At 64.3% G+C, this 15,901-nt stretch carries 14 protein-coding genes and 3 pseudogenes; 7 read left to right on the top strand and 10 right to left on the bottom strand.

Features of this window, described 5'->3' with window-relative positions:
* Window positions 1-103: 103 nt before the first annotated feature.
* From G6N41_RS03545 to G6N41_RS03535, 4 genes are all read left to right on the top strand, one after another.
* Window positions 104-1,138, top strand: coding sequence for an EspA/EspE family type VII secretion system effector (locus G6N41_RS03545; protein ID WP_231608807.1), 1,035 nt, complete (start codon window positions 104-106; stop codon window positions 1,136-1,138).
* Window positions 1,139-1,482: 344 nt separating this feature from the next.
* On the top strand, window positions 1,483-2,502 hold the full coding sequence (locus G6N41_RS03540) for an EspA/EspE family type VII secretion system effector (RefSeq protein WP_231608806.1): 1,020 nt from the start codon (window positions 1,483-1,485) through the stop codon (window positions 2,500-2,502).
* A gap of 65 nt (window positions 2,503-2,567) precedes the next feature.
* Complete coding sequence (locus tag G6N41_RS27835) at window positions 2,568-2,714, top strand: hypothetical protein (protein ID WP_231608805.1); 147 nt, start codon at window positions 2,568-2,570, stop codon at window positions 2,712-2,714.
* An 86-nt stretch (window positions 2,715-2,800) separates the two neighbouring features.
* Entirely contained in the window at window positions 2,801-3,886 is a 1,086-nt protein-coding gene (locus tag G6N41_RS03535; RefSeq protein WP_198966611.1) for an EspA/EspE family type VII secretion system effector, read from the top strand.
* Window positions 3,887-4,182: 296 nt separating this feature from the next.
* Here the strand turns inward: G6N41_RS03535 and G6N41_RS03530 are convergent, their stop codons facing one another.
* Entirely contained in the window at window positions 4,183-5,280 is a 1,098-nt protein-coding gene (locus G6N41_RS03530) for a PPE family protein (protein WP_198966610.1), read from the bottom strand.
* A 386-nt stretch (window positions 5,281-5,666) separates the two neighbouring features.
* Between G6N41_RS03530 and G6N41_RS03525 the strand changes: the two genes are divergently transcribed.
* On the top strand, window positions 5,667-6,797 hold the full coding sequence (locus G6N41_RS03525) for a PPE domain-containing protein (protein ID WP_231608804.1): 1,131 nt from the start codon (window positions 5,667-5,669) through the stop codon (window positions 6,795-6,797).
* Here G6N41_RS03525 and G6N41_RS03520 read toward each other — a convergent pair.
* Together G6N41_RS03520 and istA are read right to left on the bottom strand one after the other, a co-directional pair.
* Window positions 6,794-7,665: pseudogene (locus G6N41_RS03520) on the bottom strand (IS5 family transposase). The gene G6N41_RS03525 and the pseudogene G6N41_RS03520 sit on opposite strands and share 4 nt — an antisense overlap.
* 47 nt (window positions 7,666-7,712) lie before the next feature.
* Window positions 7,713-8,973 (bottom strand): annotated as a pseudogene (gene istA, locus G6N41_RS03515) (IS21 family transposase); the annotation flags it as partial.
* 319 nt (window positions 8,974-9,292) lie between these two features.
* Between istA and G6N41_RS29890 the strand changes: the two are divergent.
* The gene (locus tag G6N41_RS29890) at window positions 9,293-9,463 is read left to right on the top strand and encodes an abortive infection family protein (protein ID WP_198966609.1); all 171 of its coding nucleotides are present in this window, start codon (window positions 9,293-9,295) and stop codon (window positions 9,461-9,463) included.
* Between the two features lie 438 nt (window positions 9,464-9,901).
* On the opposite strand, the gene G6N41_RS03505 is transcribed toward G6N41_RS29890, so the two are convergent.
* The 5 genes and pseudogenes from G6N41_RS03505 to G6N41_RS03490 form a co-directional block, all read right to left on the bottom strand.
* Window positions 9,902-10,051: a hypothetical protein gene (locus G6N41_RS03505; protein ID WP_198966608.1), complete on the bottom strand. Its 150-nt coding sequence runs from the start codon at window positions 10,049-10,051 to the stop codon at window positions 9,902-9,904.
* Between the two features lie 25 nt (window positions 10,052-10,076).
* Complete coding sequence (locus G6N41_RS03500; protein WP_198966607.1) at window positions 10,077-10,526, bottom strand: hypothetical protein; 450 nt, start codon at window positions 10,524-10,526, stop codon at window positions 10,077-10,079.
* A 753-nt stretch (window positions 10,527-11,279) separates the two neighbouring features.
* Window positions 11,280-11,787: pseudogene (locus tag G6N41_RS29885) on the bottom strand (hypothetical protein); the annotation flags it as partial.
* Window positions 11,788-12,036 carry a hypothetical protein gene (locus tag G6N41_RS27825; protein ID WP_050674459.1) on the bottom strand — a complete coding sequence of 83 codons (249 nt, stop codon included), beginning with the start codon at window positions 12,034-12,036 and terminating at the stop codon, window positions 11,788-11,790.
* A 331-nt stretch (window positions 12,037-12,367) separates the two neighbouring features.
* Window positions 12,368-13,135 carry an SDR family NAD(P)-dependent oxidoreductase gene (locus tag G6N41_RS03490; RefSeq protein ID WP_231608802.1) on the bottom strand — a complete coding sequence of 256 codons (768 nt, stop codon included), beginning with the start codon at window positions 13,133-13,135 and terminating at the stop codon, window positions 12,368-12,370.
* Window positions 13,136-13,320: 185 nt separating this feature from the next.
* Here G6N41_RS03490 and yaaA point away from each other — a divergent pair, with 185 nt between their 5' ends.
* Window positions 13,321-14,073, top strand: a complete 753-nt coding sequence (gene yaaA, locus G6N41_RS03485) for a peroxide stress protein YaaA (RefSeq protein WP_198966605.1) — start codon at window positions 13,321-13,323, stop codon at window positions 14,071-14,073.
* Between the two features lie 23 nt (window positions 14,074-14,096).
* On the opposite strand, the gene G6N41_RS03480 is transcribed toward yaaA, so the two are convergent.
* Window positions 14,097-15,092 carry a glycine betaine ABC transporter substrate-binding protein gene (locus G6N41_RS03480; RefSeq protein WP_020731203.1) on the bottom strand — a complete coding sequence of 332 codons (996 nt, stop codon included), beginning with the start codon at window positions 15,090-15,092 and terminating at the stop codon, window positions 14,097-14,099.
* Between the two features lie 5 nt (window positions 15,093-15,097).
* Window positions 15,098-15,901, bottom strand: a complete 804-nt coding sequence (locus G6N41_RS03475) for an ABC transporter permease (RefSeq protein WP_407663772.1) — start codon at window positions 15,899-15,901, stop codon at window positions 15,098-15,100.

Here is a 15,901-nt window from a genome sequence, read left to right as displayed (position 1 = left end):
TTGCAGCATGCAGCCTTTCAATCCAGCAGGTAATGATGCGCCGGTGCCTGGCGGAAACAACAACCCGCCGGAACCGGAATTACGTGGCGAACCTGGATCAGTGATGTGCGCCTGCACCGAGGCCGTCCTCTTCGCCTCGTTGATCTACGCTTTGGCGCATCCAACACCCCCCGAGAAGGGTGACAGCGTCGTGCGCAGCGGGGTGATGTTCGACCAACTCAGCGGCCAGATCGCGGCTCTGGTTCCCGAGGAGGGCTGGCAGGGCATCGCGGCGCAGGCCTATGCGGCCCAGACTCTCGCGCAGTCACAACGCGCGCGGCTGATGGGTGATCTTGACCGCCTCTCCGCCGGCCTGGTGGCATCTCAAGCCGAAATCGTTAAAACCGTTCGCACCAGCGTGATTGCGTTGATGGTCATCGTTGCCTGTGCGGGCGCGGTGTGTCTCTACATTGAGGGGGCGCTGGGACCGGCGGGCTGGCGACTGTCACAAAACATCGCCGGGGTCGTGTGCATCGGGGCGCTGACCAGCTGGTTCGGCCTGCTGGCGTACGGCGGTATTGCCAGTGATCGGAATCGGCGGAGCTTGCAGGTGCTCACGCAAAGATTGACCGACATGATGACCAATTTGCCGAATTGGTCTGGCCAGGTTCCCGCGCTGGCCGACGCGGCCGTTCCCCCGTCGGCATCCGATGGAGCCGCGCAAAATTTGCCGTGGCGTACCGCCGGACTTGCCGAGGACCTCGGGGCCGTTCCTCAGACCACCGATGCCGCCATGATTTTGACCGGCCTACCCGGCCTACCCGACTCACCCGAGTTCAGCCAGCCCAGCGCACCGAGCCCCGGTTTCGCCGATTTCGGTGCGCCCCACTTGCCCATCCCCACCTTGGCCGGCATGCCCACGATGCCCACCGGCGGCGAACTGGCTGCAATGAATCGGGTTACCGCAGCCCTGGGCCAGCTGAACACCGCCGCGGCTCAACAGGCCCAGATGGTCTCTTCGCTTGCCCAACAGCGCACCGGGGCCGACAGCACCGGCGCCGCCGCGAGCACCAGCACCGACGAGCGTGCGCCGGTCACGACTGCGACCGGCCGAACCCAACACCACCCACCGCGCGTCGGCACCCCCCAGCGGGGCTAGCGCGGATACTTCGATAACGGCGTTGTCCATTTAGACGAAAACGCCCTGCGACTCGCATTTCCGAAGTAAAGTCCGGTTCGTTTGCATAGCCATTTTATTTCAGAAACTACTTCTGATTCATCCTGGAACGCAATTCCATTCCCGAGGCCGGGGAGTCTGGTGCAGAAACGACTGAATTCGCCGGGCGATAATGGCTATAGCACTAAGGAGAATGATTCGGCATGGCTCAGACACGGCAGGACGGACCGCCGGGTCGTGCCAGCACGCCATAGCCCCGCCACCAAGCCCGCCACCAGCGCGGACCACAGCAACACAAAGATCAGATCGATAAGAGAAGTCGGGCCATGACCGCGCCCATAGAACCCATGCCGTCGGACTACGTAGAACGTTGGCTGGCGAACCAGCAGAAACTCTTCCCGAACGGAGAAACCATTACATATGGGCCCGGAGGGGAGGAGTGCGGCCAGTATTTCGTTAACGGGGAGTGGGTCAGTGAGCGGCCGCCGAACTGGCCGAACGGCCCGGCGGAAGAGATGGCCGAAGATGCCCCGAAGCGGCTGTTGCGGGGATCGCTCATCTGTCTTGGGACCGAGACGCTGCTTGGCAGCGTGCTGACATACCTCGGACTTGGGTTCCCTGATAGCGGTGATGACTTGCTGAGCAGTGCGTCGATGTTCGACGGGGCCAGGTCCCAGATCGCGGATCTCGTCCCCGGCGGCGGCTGGCGCGGCGCCGCGGCGCAGACCTATGCAGCCAACAACCTCGCTCAGTCGCAACGCGCGAAGCTTATCGGTGACCTCGACCGTCTCACCGCCGGGCTGGTCTCCGCCCAGGCCGATGCCGTCAAGACCGCTCGCTGGATCGTCGGGGCAGAGATGGCCGTGGTGGGAAGGACGGGCGCTTGTTGCCTTTACTGGGAAACGCTGGGGCCGGCCGGCCAGGTGTTGTCGCTTCAGGTCGCGCTAACCGTATGTGCGATTGCGCTGGCTACCGCCGTGGGCTTCTTGTTCGCTCTACTGAGCACGACATCGCGGAATGCGAGCGGCCTGCATCTGCTGACGAAGGCACTGGCCGAGACGGTGACCGGGTTACTTCATTGTTCTGACGAGATTGCCGGGGTTTCCGGTGCAGCCGGACCCCCATCGGAATTCGACGCTACCCACCACACCGCGTCCCGCCCCGAAACGCCCTACACCACCGACGTTTTCGCGAACCTGGCCGGCAGGCCCGAACTTAGCCTGCCCACCGCGCCGAGCCCCGGTTTCGCCGACTTCGGCGCGCCCCATTTGCCCATCCTCGGGTTGGCCGGCATGCCCAGCCTGCCCGACTCGTTCCCTGCCTACCCAACCCTTCGGGCGCCTTAGCCGGTCTCGCGGGACGGGTTGCCCGCCTCAACCAACTCGCCAACACCGCCGCGCAACGAGTGCAGATGATCTCCTCTCTGGCTCAGCACGGTGTTTCACAGCCCACCACCCCGGCCAAGCGCCACCCCCACGGCGAGGACAACGCCGTCGCCGCGGGCACCGCCACCGACGAGCGCGCTCCGGTCGACGCCGCGGCCGCCCCCGCTCGATGACACCAACGGCACAGCCCTAACGGCCGAACCGTCGTCAGCCCAAGCCAGAGCCGCTAGACGTACAACCCGAGAGGAGAGTCAAACCCATGACCCACACTTCGTCGGATATCGCGGACCCCCTCATCATGTGCATGGACGGCGTTAAGACCGTTGCGAGCCACTGTCTCCCGGGCATCGTGGACAATCTCCCGACCGCGTGGCGACGGGGATCCGTCATTTGCGATGCGACCGAGTACGTTTGCGTCGGCGTCCGGTTCTTGGTTGGCGACGGACTCCCTGATCCGGGTGATCGCTACGCGGGTAGTGGGTCGATGTTCGATGAAGTCAGTGCCCAGGTCGCGGCCCTGGTTCCCGGCGGCGGGTGGCGGGGTTGTGCGGCGCAGACCTATGCGGCCCAGAGCCTCGCGCAGTCTGCGCGCGCGAAGATGATGGGCGATCTGGACCGTCACACCCGCGACCTGGTGGCAGCTCAGTCCGATGCCGTTACGAGAGTGCGGTCCGTCGTGATCACGGCGGAGGTGTTTGTCGCCTGTTTGGGCGTCTGTTGCCTGGCGCTCGAGGCGCAAGGGCCTACCGGCCAAGCTGTTTCGTTCTTCCTCGCATTAGACCTGTGCAGTGTGGCGCTAGCCGCTCTGATTGGCGGTCTGATCTCGTTGGCGGTCACGACGTCGCGGAACGCCAGCGGCATGCAAGACACGACACAGCGCCTGACCACCATGATGACGAGCTTGCCGACGCTGGCCCCCGCGGTTGCCGGGCTGCCCGCTGAGCCCTTGGCTGATGCCCTCGCAGACCTGCCCAACGACACGCAGCCAATCCCCCAGATACCGGATGCTGCAGTAATTTTCGCGCAGTTGCCCGGCTTGCCCGAATTCAGCCTGCCTACCGCGCCAAGTCCCGGCTTCCCCGATTTCGGCGCGCCCCACTTGCCCATCCCCACCTTGGTCGGCCTACCCCGCCAGCCCAACGTATTCCGCGGTCTGCGCGAAGTTTCGAGCGGCTTCGCGGGTCCGCTCCCCGCCACCGGCCGCCAACTCAAAAGAGGGTCGGGGATCACCGGCCGGCTCGGCCATTTCGACAGCGCCGCTGCAGCGGGCACCACTGCCCAAGAGCGGGTGCCTGCCGGTGCCGCGACCGCCCCCTCGCCGCAGCCCCAAAAGCGCGTGTGTTGAGCCCACCGCAATGATTCCCGTTCCTCCGCCTGCCGCACCGGGCATTCCCGTCGTTCCGGCGGCGCCGCCGGTCAACCGGGAGCCGGCACAGCAGGCAGGACAAGGCAACCGGACATGGATTCGGGGATCTGCTCTTTGCGCTTCGGCCGAGCTGTTTCTTCTCGTCGTGTTGCTCGATCTTGGCGACGGGAGTTCGAAACCATCCGGAGCCCGCACACCTGACCCTGGTTCCCCACTTGGTGCACGTGTTGGGGCAATGGGTGAGTCGGTTCCGCGGCGAGCGGATTAGGTGCGGTTCACCAGTCCTCGCCGGCGTCCCAACCGTGCGGGTCGGTTTCGTCGAGTTCGGGCAGCACCAGCGTGCGGGTGGCCGGTCTTGGCCGGGGGCTGCCACTGCCAGCGGGTGCGCTGTGACCCATGGGCGCCAGGGGGGCGGTGCCGGCGGTGGCCGAGGGTGCGGCGCTTGCGGGCGTCGGCGCCATTGCTGCGGTGGGTTTCTCGACCAGTTGGGCCATCAGCGAGGTGCGGGCCAGCAACCCTGCTGATCCGGGCATCGAGTCTGCGCGGATCAATCCGGCCCCGACGCTGGGGCCGGATCCGCCCGCTAGCGGGTGGTTGGACAGCGGGCTCACGCCCAGCAGGCCCACCTGCGTACCTTGCTCGGCGTCGCTCACCGCCGCACCCGCACCGCCGGTGTGGCTGAACAGCGTCGTCGTCTGCTGCACCAGCTGGGCGAGTTGCTGCGCGGAGCTGGTCATGCCCGATACCTGGGCGGCGGTTTGCCCGATCGCTTCCTTGGAGGGCAGGGCGACGCTCGGCGCGATCCTTGCCGCCTGATCCAGTCCGTTCGTCACGAATCGGCCCACCGACGCCAGGATCGGTTTCATCGGTTCAAGCTTGTCGAAGATGGTGTTGATGATCGTTTCGGCCTGGTAGCGGTCCATCGCCGCGGCGGCCTGGTTCCACATCCGCACGAAGTAGTCGGTCTCGTTGACCGCGATCGGCACCGTGTTGATGCCGAAGAAGTTGGTCGCGGTAAGCGCTGCGGTGGTGACGTGATTTTGCGCGATCTCTGGCAACGACGGGGTCTCGGCCATCGCTTGGGTGTAGGCCGCGGCCTGTGCGGTAGCCTTGCTCGCCCTGATCTTGGCCTGCGCTGAGGCGGTTGCCAGCCAAGTCACCATCGGCGTGGCAGCGGCGATGGCCTTGTCGCTGCCCGCTCCGGTCCATGCCTCGCCGAGCGAGTTCAAGCGCACAGACACCTCGGCGGCCTGAGCGTCCAAAGCCGCGGCCCATGCCTCCCATCCCATCGCGGCGGCCAACATTGGCGCCGCTCCGGCGCCAACCATCAGCCGCGCAGTGTTGAGTTCCGGTGGCATTGAGTGCCACAACATCGTTATCCCTACCTCGTTGTTCCGATATGTTCTCGATGGCATGCGCCAGCGCCGCGATATTCGACTTGCGGAATAAGCGCGCCGGCGGTGCCCGTGAAGGCTTCGGCACTTCAACGCGAACGTTTCACGCACCGGGGAAAGCCGCTGCCAGATGGCTGTGCGCAACTAAGTTATAGTTTATTTCAAAGTTTTATACAAGGTTCTTTCTGCAGCATATTCCAGAAGCCAATTCTGCTTTATCCCAGAAGGTTGTTCTGATTTATGTCCTGGAATCTAATTCTGGTTTATTTCAGAAGGTAGTTCTGAAATAATCGTGCCGGAATTTGGTGCGCGGACCATCGAATTCAGCGACGATTATAGCTATAGCACGATGAAGGAGTTTCGGCATGTCGCAGCCGTGGATGCTGGCGGTGGATCCCAGCGAGATCGTGGCCAGGGCCACCGAGGTGGAAGCCCCGATCGCTGATCCGCCCGGCGGTGCGGTGTTGGCCGCGTGCGCCCTGGACCCGGCGGTTGCGGGGGCCACGCAGTTGGCGTTGTCGGCCGCGAGCATGCGTGCCTATCTGCAGTCGGGCGCCCAAGCGCGGCAACGGCTTGCGCAGTTCATGAGGGATGCGGCCAAGGCCTACGAACAGATCGACGAAGGCGCGGCAACGGCTTTGGGCACCGACGGCCACGGCATCGGAGCACCGCCGATACCCGCGGGTACGGACCTGCCCCTGCCCGCGCTAGCCGACACCCCCACCGCGCCAGCAGCGCCTCCGTCTCCATATACCGGTGTCAAACTGGCCGCGATCAACCTCAACAAGCCCGACCAGGGTGTATCGCTTAAGCAGTTCGCCCATGACTGGAATGCCTACAACCTGGCAATTCAGCAGGCCCTGGGCCGGTTCCGTGACTTCGAGAATTGGGAAGGTGAAGCGGCCACCGCGGTGCAGGCCGCATTCGATCAACACCGGGACTGGCTGCGCCTGATGGCGCGGTTGAGTACCACGATGGCCAAACAAGCCTCAGGCCTCGAACAAGCCCACCACTGGGCCATTGGCCAACACCCGGCATTGGCGGATATCACCACGCTAGAAGAAGTCCTTCGTGACCCCAGGGTGCCCGATAAAAAACCGTTTATGAAGGTCTACGCGCAATGTCAGAAGAAATCCGAGGAAGTGCTGACCGGATACGCCAACAGGACAATCACCGAGCCCGTGCAACCACCCCGACCACCGGCAGCCCCCACCCACAACGACCCCAAACCCCCACCCCCGCTACCACCGCTACCGCCTGGCGGGGACCCCACACTGCCCTTCACCGGCACACCACCGATGCCGACGATGCCGTTCACCCCACCACCCGCCGTAACCCCCGACACCACTGAAGCCGCCCGCGCCGCGGCCACACTCGCTACCGGCCCCACCGTCAAACCCGCCGCACTCGACGGGGGCGCCAGCGCCGCCATCCCCTTGACCGCCCCCCTGGGCGCGGGCCCCACACCCCCGAGTGCGCTAGGTCCTGTCTGCTAATTGCGGACGCGGTGGTAGGTGATGATGGCGGCCAGGGTGACACCGCCGAGGTAGGTCAGGGCGTATTTGTCGTAGCAGGTGGCGACCGCGCGCCAGTGTTTGAGCCGGTTGAAGCTTCGCTCGACGGTGTTGCGGTGCTTGTAGATTCGGCCTGAGAACCCCGGAGGCCGTCCTCTGTTGCGGCCTTTGGCTTTGCGGCGGGTGATCTGGTCGCTGCGCTCGGGGATGGTATGGGCGATCTTGAGCCGGCGCAGCTGTGCCCGCGTCGAATCATGGGAGTACGCCTTGTCCGCCAGCAGGTGAAACGGGGCGTATGAGTTGCTGCACCGGGCGGCCAGCAATGGCCAAAGCATCGGATTATCACCGGCTTGACCGGCCGACAGTGCCAGGGTGACCGGACTGCACAGCTGGTCGGTCAAGGCGTGGATCTTGGTAGTCAGCCCGCCGCGGGAACGCCCAATGGCGTGGTCATCGGGCTCATCGAGATATTTCTTGTAATTCGACAGATCCCCCTGTGCGGCGCCCGGGGCGCTCCGGCTGCGTGTTGGTGGGCGCGCACACTGGTCGAATCGACCGACAACAGTGCGCCCAGGTCGGCGTCCTCGGCGTCGAGGTCAGAGGCGATCGCCGCGAAGATCCGCGCGTAGATGCCATCGACCGACCAGCGTAGATGCCTCTCGGCCACCGATTGCCAGGGACCGAAGTGCTCGGGCAGGTCACACCACGGAGATCCCGTACGGTAACGCCAGATAATGCCCTCCAGAGTACGTCGATGATCGTTCCACGGCCGGCCACGCCGCCGCCCCGCAGGCAACACCGCCACGATCAGCGACCACAAATCATCAGAAATCGCATGCGTCCGCATCACCCAAACAGCATCAGCCAAAACACCATTCACATTAAGCAGACACGCCCTAGGCGGGTGTTGCCGATCGCCGCGGCGCCGACGAGGAATGCCTCGGCGTCCGCGCCGAGGGCGCAGAACTGCTTCTCCACGCTGGTCTTGGGCCGCGGGCCCCGACTCGGTGCCAGCCTTGGCCCGTCGTAGTGCTCATCGAGGATCGACGCTGAGTCTGGGGCGACCAGTTCGTGTTCGGCCACGATCATCCCGGTAGCCGGTTCGACCAGGCAGACCGCGCCGTGATCGACCACCACTGCCACGGTGGTGCCGATCAGCCGGGTGGGTACCGAGTAGCGGGCCGAGCCGTAGCGCACACAGGAGAGTCGGTCGACCTTGCGCAGCACCGTGGGCGCCCCGATCTGTAAGCGCAACGATGGAAGTGGTTGCAGTACTTGGCGTTCGGAGACCAACCGTTCGTCGGGAATCGCCTGAATCTCCGAGTGCGCCAGGGCATTGACCTCGTCGCACCACGCCGCCGCAGCGGCGTTGGCGGCCCGGATGTCGATCGGCACGCCGTCGACAGCGGACTGGGTCAGCAGCGGCACCGCCAGGTCGCGTTGGGCATAGCCGCACAGGTTCTCCACGATGCCCTTGGATTGTGGGTCGTTGGCGTGACAGAAGTCCGGGGCGAACCCGTAATGGGTGGCCAGTCGGATGTAATCCGGGGTCGGGACGACCACATTGGCGACTACCCGCCTTTGAGGCAGGCCATCCGATCAGCCAGCACCCACGCCGGGACCCGCCGATCGCCGACAGGGTTTCGGCGATCAACGCCAGCGTGGTCGAGGCCTTCTGGTCGGCGGCGAAACGCACGAATCGCCACCGGGAGAATGCCAGCACCGCGCAGAACAGGAACAATCCCGGTGCCGCTTGGGCCCAGTCGATCACCAGGTACTGCCCTGGTGACCATACCGCTGGACGGCGCCCGCAGTGATTGGCGCTGCGCCACAACGTCTTCGCCTCGGCAACAAGACGCCGGAAGTTGCGATCCGAGCCTTGGTAGCCTGCGGTGCGGGCGATCGGCAGCAGCCGCTTGGCCGAGATCCGGCCTCCAGATTTCTCGACACGTTCGGCGACCAGCTCGGCCACCGAATCGTAGTTGTGCCCTCGTTCGGCCCGCCGTGCCGGCGGTATGCCGGCCTGGTCGGCCTCGAATTTGTCGATGATCTTCTTGACGGTGCGATGCGTGGTGCCGCACGCGTCGGCGGCGGCCCGGTACGACCCGAGCTGTTGATCGGCAGAAATGATGTCCATGCGGTCCTTCACAGACTTCAATGGAACTCCCCGGTGGTGATGGCCATTGGTTGGCGCCTTCACCGTCACCATCGGGGACCACAGTTCCTGATCGACACGACGAACACGGGGTGGATACTTTTATCTGGCCAAAACTGGATACCTCGACTTGGCCACCAGTGGCTACTTTTTCATGGCCACGGACACTGGTGTGGCGTACGGGCAGCGGGAGGATATTCCCCAGCTCTATCGGCACGTCGCCGATCTGCTTGAGTTGAAGGCAGATTCGGTTCCCCAGAGTGCTAAGGGAAGTGAGTCTGCGCAACAGATCTTGCGCACGCTCGTCACCACTGTCTAGTCCTTGGCCGAACTGCGCAACGAGCTAGGAATTGGCCATGGGCAGTCGACCCGGAGCGTGGCTCTTGCGAGGCACGCTCGATTGGCGCTCAATGCAACGGTCACCGTCACAGAGTTTGTCCTCGATACTTGGCACGCACGGGTGGCTACCGGGCGCCTCAAAACTGTGAACTGAAGATCTCATTGCAGGAGTCCGACTCGTGTGACCGCAGGTAGAAGGCCCCGATCCAGATTTCTGGGCGCGGCCTTTTTCTGCGTCAGTCCGGCAGCTGGTCCGCAGTACGTTGCAGGGCAGAGTGCCGAGCCTTATCTAGCGCGGCTGAAACATCACCAAAGCCCGATTCGCCTACTCGGCTTGGCCAGCGCGCACGTCTGCGTCGGAGTTGTTCACACAGTGTCCCCACCCTGGCGGTGCCCCACGGAACTACCCGGTGCATCGATACCGCCGATGAAATCGACCGGCTTGGCTAATCCGGGATGCCTCGTTTCAGAGGAACACCTCGACACCCCGGCCGCCGGACGCAAGCGACGTAACAATGCGCAGAAGTGGCTGTATACCATCCTGCGGCTATCGCGGGCGGTCATTCGTCAGGAGGTTCCTGCTCGGTGTGTCTCAATCGGTGTCGGGATCGTGCAACGGTGGGGGCGGGCTGGTTGGTCGCATCATGGTCGGCCAGCTCGGGTTGATAACCGGGTCGGCGCGGCCGTCGCGGATCCGTTTGAAGTACCAGAGAGTGGCCGCAATAAACAAGGCCATCAGCATGAAACAGCCGACGGCGGCAACTATTTCAGTCATCCTGCCTCGGGCATTTGGCTAGCAGCTCGGCAGCGGTGCGATCGTGTTCATCGTTGTAGCGCTGGTAGGCCTGCACGAATTGCTCTTCAACTCTACTTATCTGGCCCTGATCGATGCCGGTCGGCGGTGGGTGGCTTACGGTCTGACTCCATAATTCAACAATAGTCGCGTCCAGCTCGACCAGGTGCAGAGCTTTCCCCCATAGGCTTGCCTCATTGATGTTGTTGGCATAGTCCCTCATAGTCTGCACACGCTTGCTGTATGCGGTGATCGCTACCTGCGGATCGTCTGGGTTGGCCAGCGTCAATGCGGTCAGTTGCTGCACGTCGCTGGTCGAGTGCGTCAGCATGTCGTGAACGGTGCGGCAGTCCGCGGCTTTGGTCGAATTATGTTGCAGCAGTAGCCACGACGCTGCTGCTATGCAGATGACTAATGCCGTCACCAAGCCGCCGATCGCGGCGCGTCTGCTAACTGCCACTAGTCATGACCGGAACGACCGGGGTGTCAAGTTCGAGCGTTCCGCCGACGACTTGCAGGGGATCCCCGAAGGCGTTTGGTAGGTAGAAGGTGCCGCTTGGATACATGCCACTTTCCTGCACGATCTGGCCGAGGCTCACCGGCGTCCATTGGTTGGCCTCGCTCATGATCGGCAGTTGCAGCGCCGGAATCTGCCCAGACCCAGAAATGACCGGAATTTTGTTCATCTCGTATGAGTAGTGTTGCCACTGGGCTTGATACCACGTGTCGCCGAGCTGCACCATTTGCGTTTGACCAGTGAACTCCGTGCCAGAGATGCGGAACTTGTAGGCGTTCTGCATCTCGAAGCCGACACCGTCGTTGTACTGCGCGGACTGCCCATCCACGGTGAGCACCCCTGACGGGGCACCCTCGAGGAACGAGCACGGAGGTGGGGCAGACCGGTAGGGCGCCGGAGCAGGCAGCGCGCTACCGTCCGGGGACGGGCGGCTGAGGTCAACCCCCCAGTAGCCGGTCCTTTCGGCTTCACCCGCCGGTGGCGGGCCGTTCCATCGGGTGGCCGACGGGTCCGGCAACGGCGCCACCGGCCCCTCCGGTGGCCGTTGGGGCACTTCATCCCCAGTGACGTAATCAACGGCACGAATGTTGCCCTCGTCATCACCTGTAGATCGACGATCCCCGTCACCATGCTGATCAACCGACGGATTCGGTGATGGTGTAAACACGACGGTTCCCAGATGAGCCGTGGCGGTGGTCAGCTCACCCGCAACTTTTAGATCTGCCCCCTCTAGTTGTATGGCGCGAGTACGGATGTCACCCGCGAATCCTTCTGCCTGTGCTTGACGAGCGGCCTGCTCTGCGGCCGTAGCGCTAGTACGGGTGTCGGTGACGGATAAGTCTTCTCCGACAGTGAATCCTGCGTTCTGGGCGCCCTCGACGGCATACAGGAATCTTCGTTGTACTGCGCTGATGTCGCTGACGCCGTTGCGTGCAATCATTGCTGCCTGGCGTAGCTGGTCGGCTTTTGCGCTATCGATGGGCAGGTCGGCGCTGGTTCGTTCCCGCAGTGCGTCACCGCCGGCGCCTTGCCATGCGATGGCATAGGACTGGTTGCGCATCTGCAGGAACACGTCTTCCCACTGATCGGCGGTCTTGGTCCAGAAGCCGGCCGCATCGACGAGGTGTTCGGTGCTCCATGCCCGGACTTGCGACAAGGTGGCCGGCATCTATACCACCGTCACCTGCGTCACGGCGGCCATCTCACCGGCGGCGGTGGCTTGAGTTCGTCCGACGAATGCCGCCGCCGCGCCGCCGATTGCTGCGTTGATACCACTTACCGCCGCCGTAGTGGCTCGGAATGGCGGGCCGAACGCCGGCGGCGTTGTACCGGCGGCGAGTTGGGCACCAAGGCCATGCCATTGACCCGCCGTGACCCCTACCTGACCAAGTACGACCTGCAGTTCATCCGGTCCCACTTGCGCGAGTCTAAATCGAGGCCAGGTGGAGGGCTATTCAGGCTGCCCCAGCCTGTACCACCCAACCCATCGCCAAAACCGCCGAAGGACGTAAGCGACGTTGACGCCTGCGGTCGAGCAGACCAGCAGTCCCGACAGAGATTCTTACCCAATTCGGATTCCTACTTGCCTGTCTCAGTTCTAGAGGTTCGGCAGTGAGCAGATCCTTGCGGGCAGAAAGATATCCGGGTTTGGCGTGGTTCAAAGCCAGTTGTCGCAAACCGGGCCCAGCGTTGGGGCTCGTCGTGATGGTCGGCCCACAGCTCGATCCCAACGACTGCGGTCGCGGTACCTACGCCGAGGTGACGACCTTCTTGATCACTTTGCGGCGCAACGTTGTCGGAAGCAAACGACCCAGACCGACGAGTGTGCTCATGGCTCGCGGGAACGAATAGGACTCTCGGCCAGAAGATAGTGCGCGTAGAACGTGCTCTGCAGCTTCCTGTTCATAGATTTCGCCGGGTGCGGGCATTCCGTCACCCTCGGTGGCCTCCGTGGCAACGAATCCCGGATAGATGGACACGAATCGCACACCGCTGCCGGCATACTCAATCCGATAGGCGTCGAACAGCACCCTCAATGCGGCCTTCGCCGCCGAGTAAGGCCCCTGCAGCGGTACGGCGTACCAACCGGCCAACGAGTTGGTGTGTGCGATCACGCCGGTCCCGCGCTCGGTCATGTGCCGCAACACCGGAACGAGATAGTTGACCGCGACGTCGTAGTTGGCGTCCATGACGCTTGTGATGTCAGCAGCGTCAAGCCGGGTCAGATCAAGCGCAGGAGCACCGCCGGCATTGAACAATACCACATCGATCTTGCCGTGGCGCTCGAGTACGTCGGCGACAACCGACTGTGCGGCAACCGGATCGGTGGCATCGGCCGGGTGGATCGAACAGCTGCCACCCATCTCCGCGATGGCCGCGGCGAGGCTGGCCAGCCGGTCGGTACGCCGGGCCGTCACCGCCACGGTGGCGCCCCGGCGCGCAGCCCGCTCCGCGACGCTGCGACCGATTCCGGATGAGCCGCCGACAATCAAGAACGTTGCTGACTCGACGCGCACTCTGTAGGCCCTTCGTTTGCCGATGACGGCCACTAGGCAGACTAGCGGCCGGTGGCTACCAGGCCGACGAAGACTCGCCTACCTGGGCGGGTTGGGCGGATTGCCGGTTCCGGCAAGCCCCCCGATCGCCGCGAGCACCGCGTGTACCAATCCGGCGAAATCACGGCCGACTATCGTCTGCATCCGTGATTGTGCTGCTACCGCCGTCGGAGACCAAGCGGGGTGGGGGTGATGGCCCCCCACTGCGACTCGAAAAACTCGCCAACCCGGGACTGGATGCACTGCGGGCCGCGCTGGTCGGCGAACTCGTCGATCTCGCGGCCGACCCGCCGGCGTGCAGAACAGCCCTGGGGGTCTCGCCGTCCCAGAATGCCGAGATCGAGCGCAACGCCGCGCTGCGTACCGCGCCGACGCTGCCGGCGCTGCGCCGCTACACCGGTGTCCTCTACGACGCGTTGGATGTCGATTCGCTGCGCGGCGCCGAGGCAAAGCGCGCCCGCGCTCGGCTGGCCATTGGTTCGGCATTGTTCGGGCTGTTGCGCGCCGACGATCAGGTGCCCGCCTACCGGCTTTCCGCTACTTCCAAGCTCCCGGCGAAACCCACCTTGGCCGCCCGGTGGAAGCCCCTGCTGGAGCCGTTGCTCGCGGAGTTGGCGGCCCAAGACCTGATCGTCGATCTGCGCTCCGGCTCCTATGTAGCGCTGGGACCAACATCCGGCGCGATCCACGTCAAGGTCCTCGCCGAGCATCCCGACGGCCGACGGACCGTGGTCACCCATTTCAACAAGGCATACAAGGGTCGGCTGGCCCGCATTCTGGCGACGACGCGGGCCGAGCCCACCGATGCGTCCGCGGTCGCTGCGGTCGCCCGCAGGGCCGGCATGCAGGTGGAGCGCAGCGGAAACGAATTGACCCTCGTCGTCGCTGCGGGCGGGTGAGACCGGACGTCTGACCCAGGCCGCTAGGTGAGCAGCTTCTGTTGCAGCAGCCAGTCTTTGGCAACGATGGCCGGGTCCCGGCCATCGTTGTCCACCTGGGCGTTCAATTCCCTCATCGTGTCGTTGGTGAGCCTCGGATTGAGCTGCGCAAAGATCTCCCGAAGTTCGGGGTGATCATCGATCAGCGAGGTATCGACAACCTCGGTGAGGTTGTACAGCGGGAAGAAGTGCTTGTCGTCTTCGAGGAGACGCAGATGCAGCGCGGGGATCCGGCCGTCGGTGGTGAACACTTCGCCGAAATTGCATTCCCCTTGTGCCGTGGCGCTGTAGACGACCCCGGTGTCCAACGTGGTGATCTTCGCCAGATCCTCGAGATCAAGCCCGTAGGCGTGCAGCATCGGCACGAAACCGTCGTTGCGGCTTGCGAATTCGCTTTCGATACAGAACGTGAGCGCGGAGCGGGGCAGCTTCTTGAGGTCGGAAAGCTTGGTCACCCCGAGTCGTTCGGCTTCGGACTCGCGGATGGCCAACGTGTAGGTGTTGTTCATCGGCGCCGGCGGCAACCAGGTCAGGCCGTTGACCTGATCGGCGGCGTTGACGGCTTCCCATTGCTGCTTTGCGCCCTTGATCGGGTTCTCATGGCCGAGGTAGTTGATCCAGCCGGTACCGGTGTACTCCGGCGCGATGTTCGCCTCGCCGGTGAGCAACGCCCGCCGGACCCCGAAGCTGCCGGGCGTGTTGCTGAGGTTGGTGACCCTAGCGCCCGCGGCATGCAGGACGATCGAGAGCATGTTGCCGAGGATCAGCTGCTCGGTGAAATCCTTGGCCGCGACGGTGATGGGCACGCCCTCCAAGGACTGATAGTGGCGGATGAGGCCGGGTTTGGCTTCCAGCACCGCACCGGTCGCCGAGCGCAGCCCGCAGCTGGCCACCAGGCCCACGCACAGCACCGCCAGCGCCGCGAACGCCAGCCGTCGCGCGCGCCGACATTTACTCCATCGGTGGACCGCTGCGAGCATGTGATTCACAGTCCCCTCGGTGCGGCCACCATCTCGATGAGGCGAGCCAGCCAGTCGATGAACAACGCCAGTGCCGCCACCAGAATTGCGCCGACGATCAGGGTCACCGGCTGTTGCAGCTTGATGCCGGTGGTGATCAGCTGCCCCAATCCCCCGCCGCCGGTGAACGACGCCAGCGCCGCCGTCCCGACAATCAGCACCAAGGCTGTCCGAACGCCGGCGACGATGACCGGTAGCGACAACGGCAGTTCGACACGACGCAGCGTCGAGAACGCTGACAAACCCATTCCCCGGGCGGCTTCGACGATCCGGCGATCCACGCTGTCGAGTCCGGTGACGGTGTTGGCGATGATGGGCATCGCGCCGTAGACGGTGAGGGCAACGATCGCGCCGAGCTGACCGATCCCGAACACGACCGCCCCCAGCGCGATCAGGCCGATGGCCGGCGCGGCCTGACCGAAACCGGCGACGGTGATGATCGGCTTCGAATAGCGCCGCATCGACCCTCGCGTCAACGCGATTCCCACCGGAATCGCCACCACACACGTGAGCACCGTGGCCGACAGGCTGATCACCAGGTGTTCGCGCAGCAGCTGCAACAGATGCGACACGCTCAGCGAGCGGCGCTCCGACTCGGACACATCGGCCACGGTGACATAGGCCAGCGCTCCGGCCACCGCGAAGGCACACGTGAGTGGCTGCAGCGCCCACCGCCCGACGCTAGGCCGACCTGGCGTCGTCGGGGCCGTGGGTTGGCCCTCGGCGCCGCCCTTGACGGCACCTTCGACGTTGATGTCGCTGCCGGCCAC

The organism is Mycobacterium shottsii, assembly GCF_010728525.1.
GTDB classification, from domain to species: domain Bacteria; phylum Actinomycetota; class Actinomycetes; order Mycobacteriales; family Mycobacteriaceae; genus Mycobacterium; species Mycobacterium marinum.
Note: the sequence above shows the minus strand (reverse complement) of the source record. Positions and strands in the feature narration are given on the sequence as shown.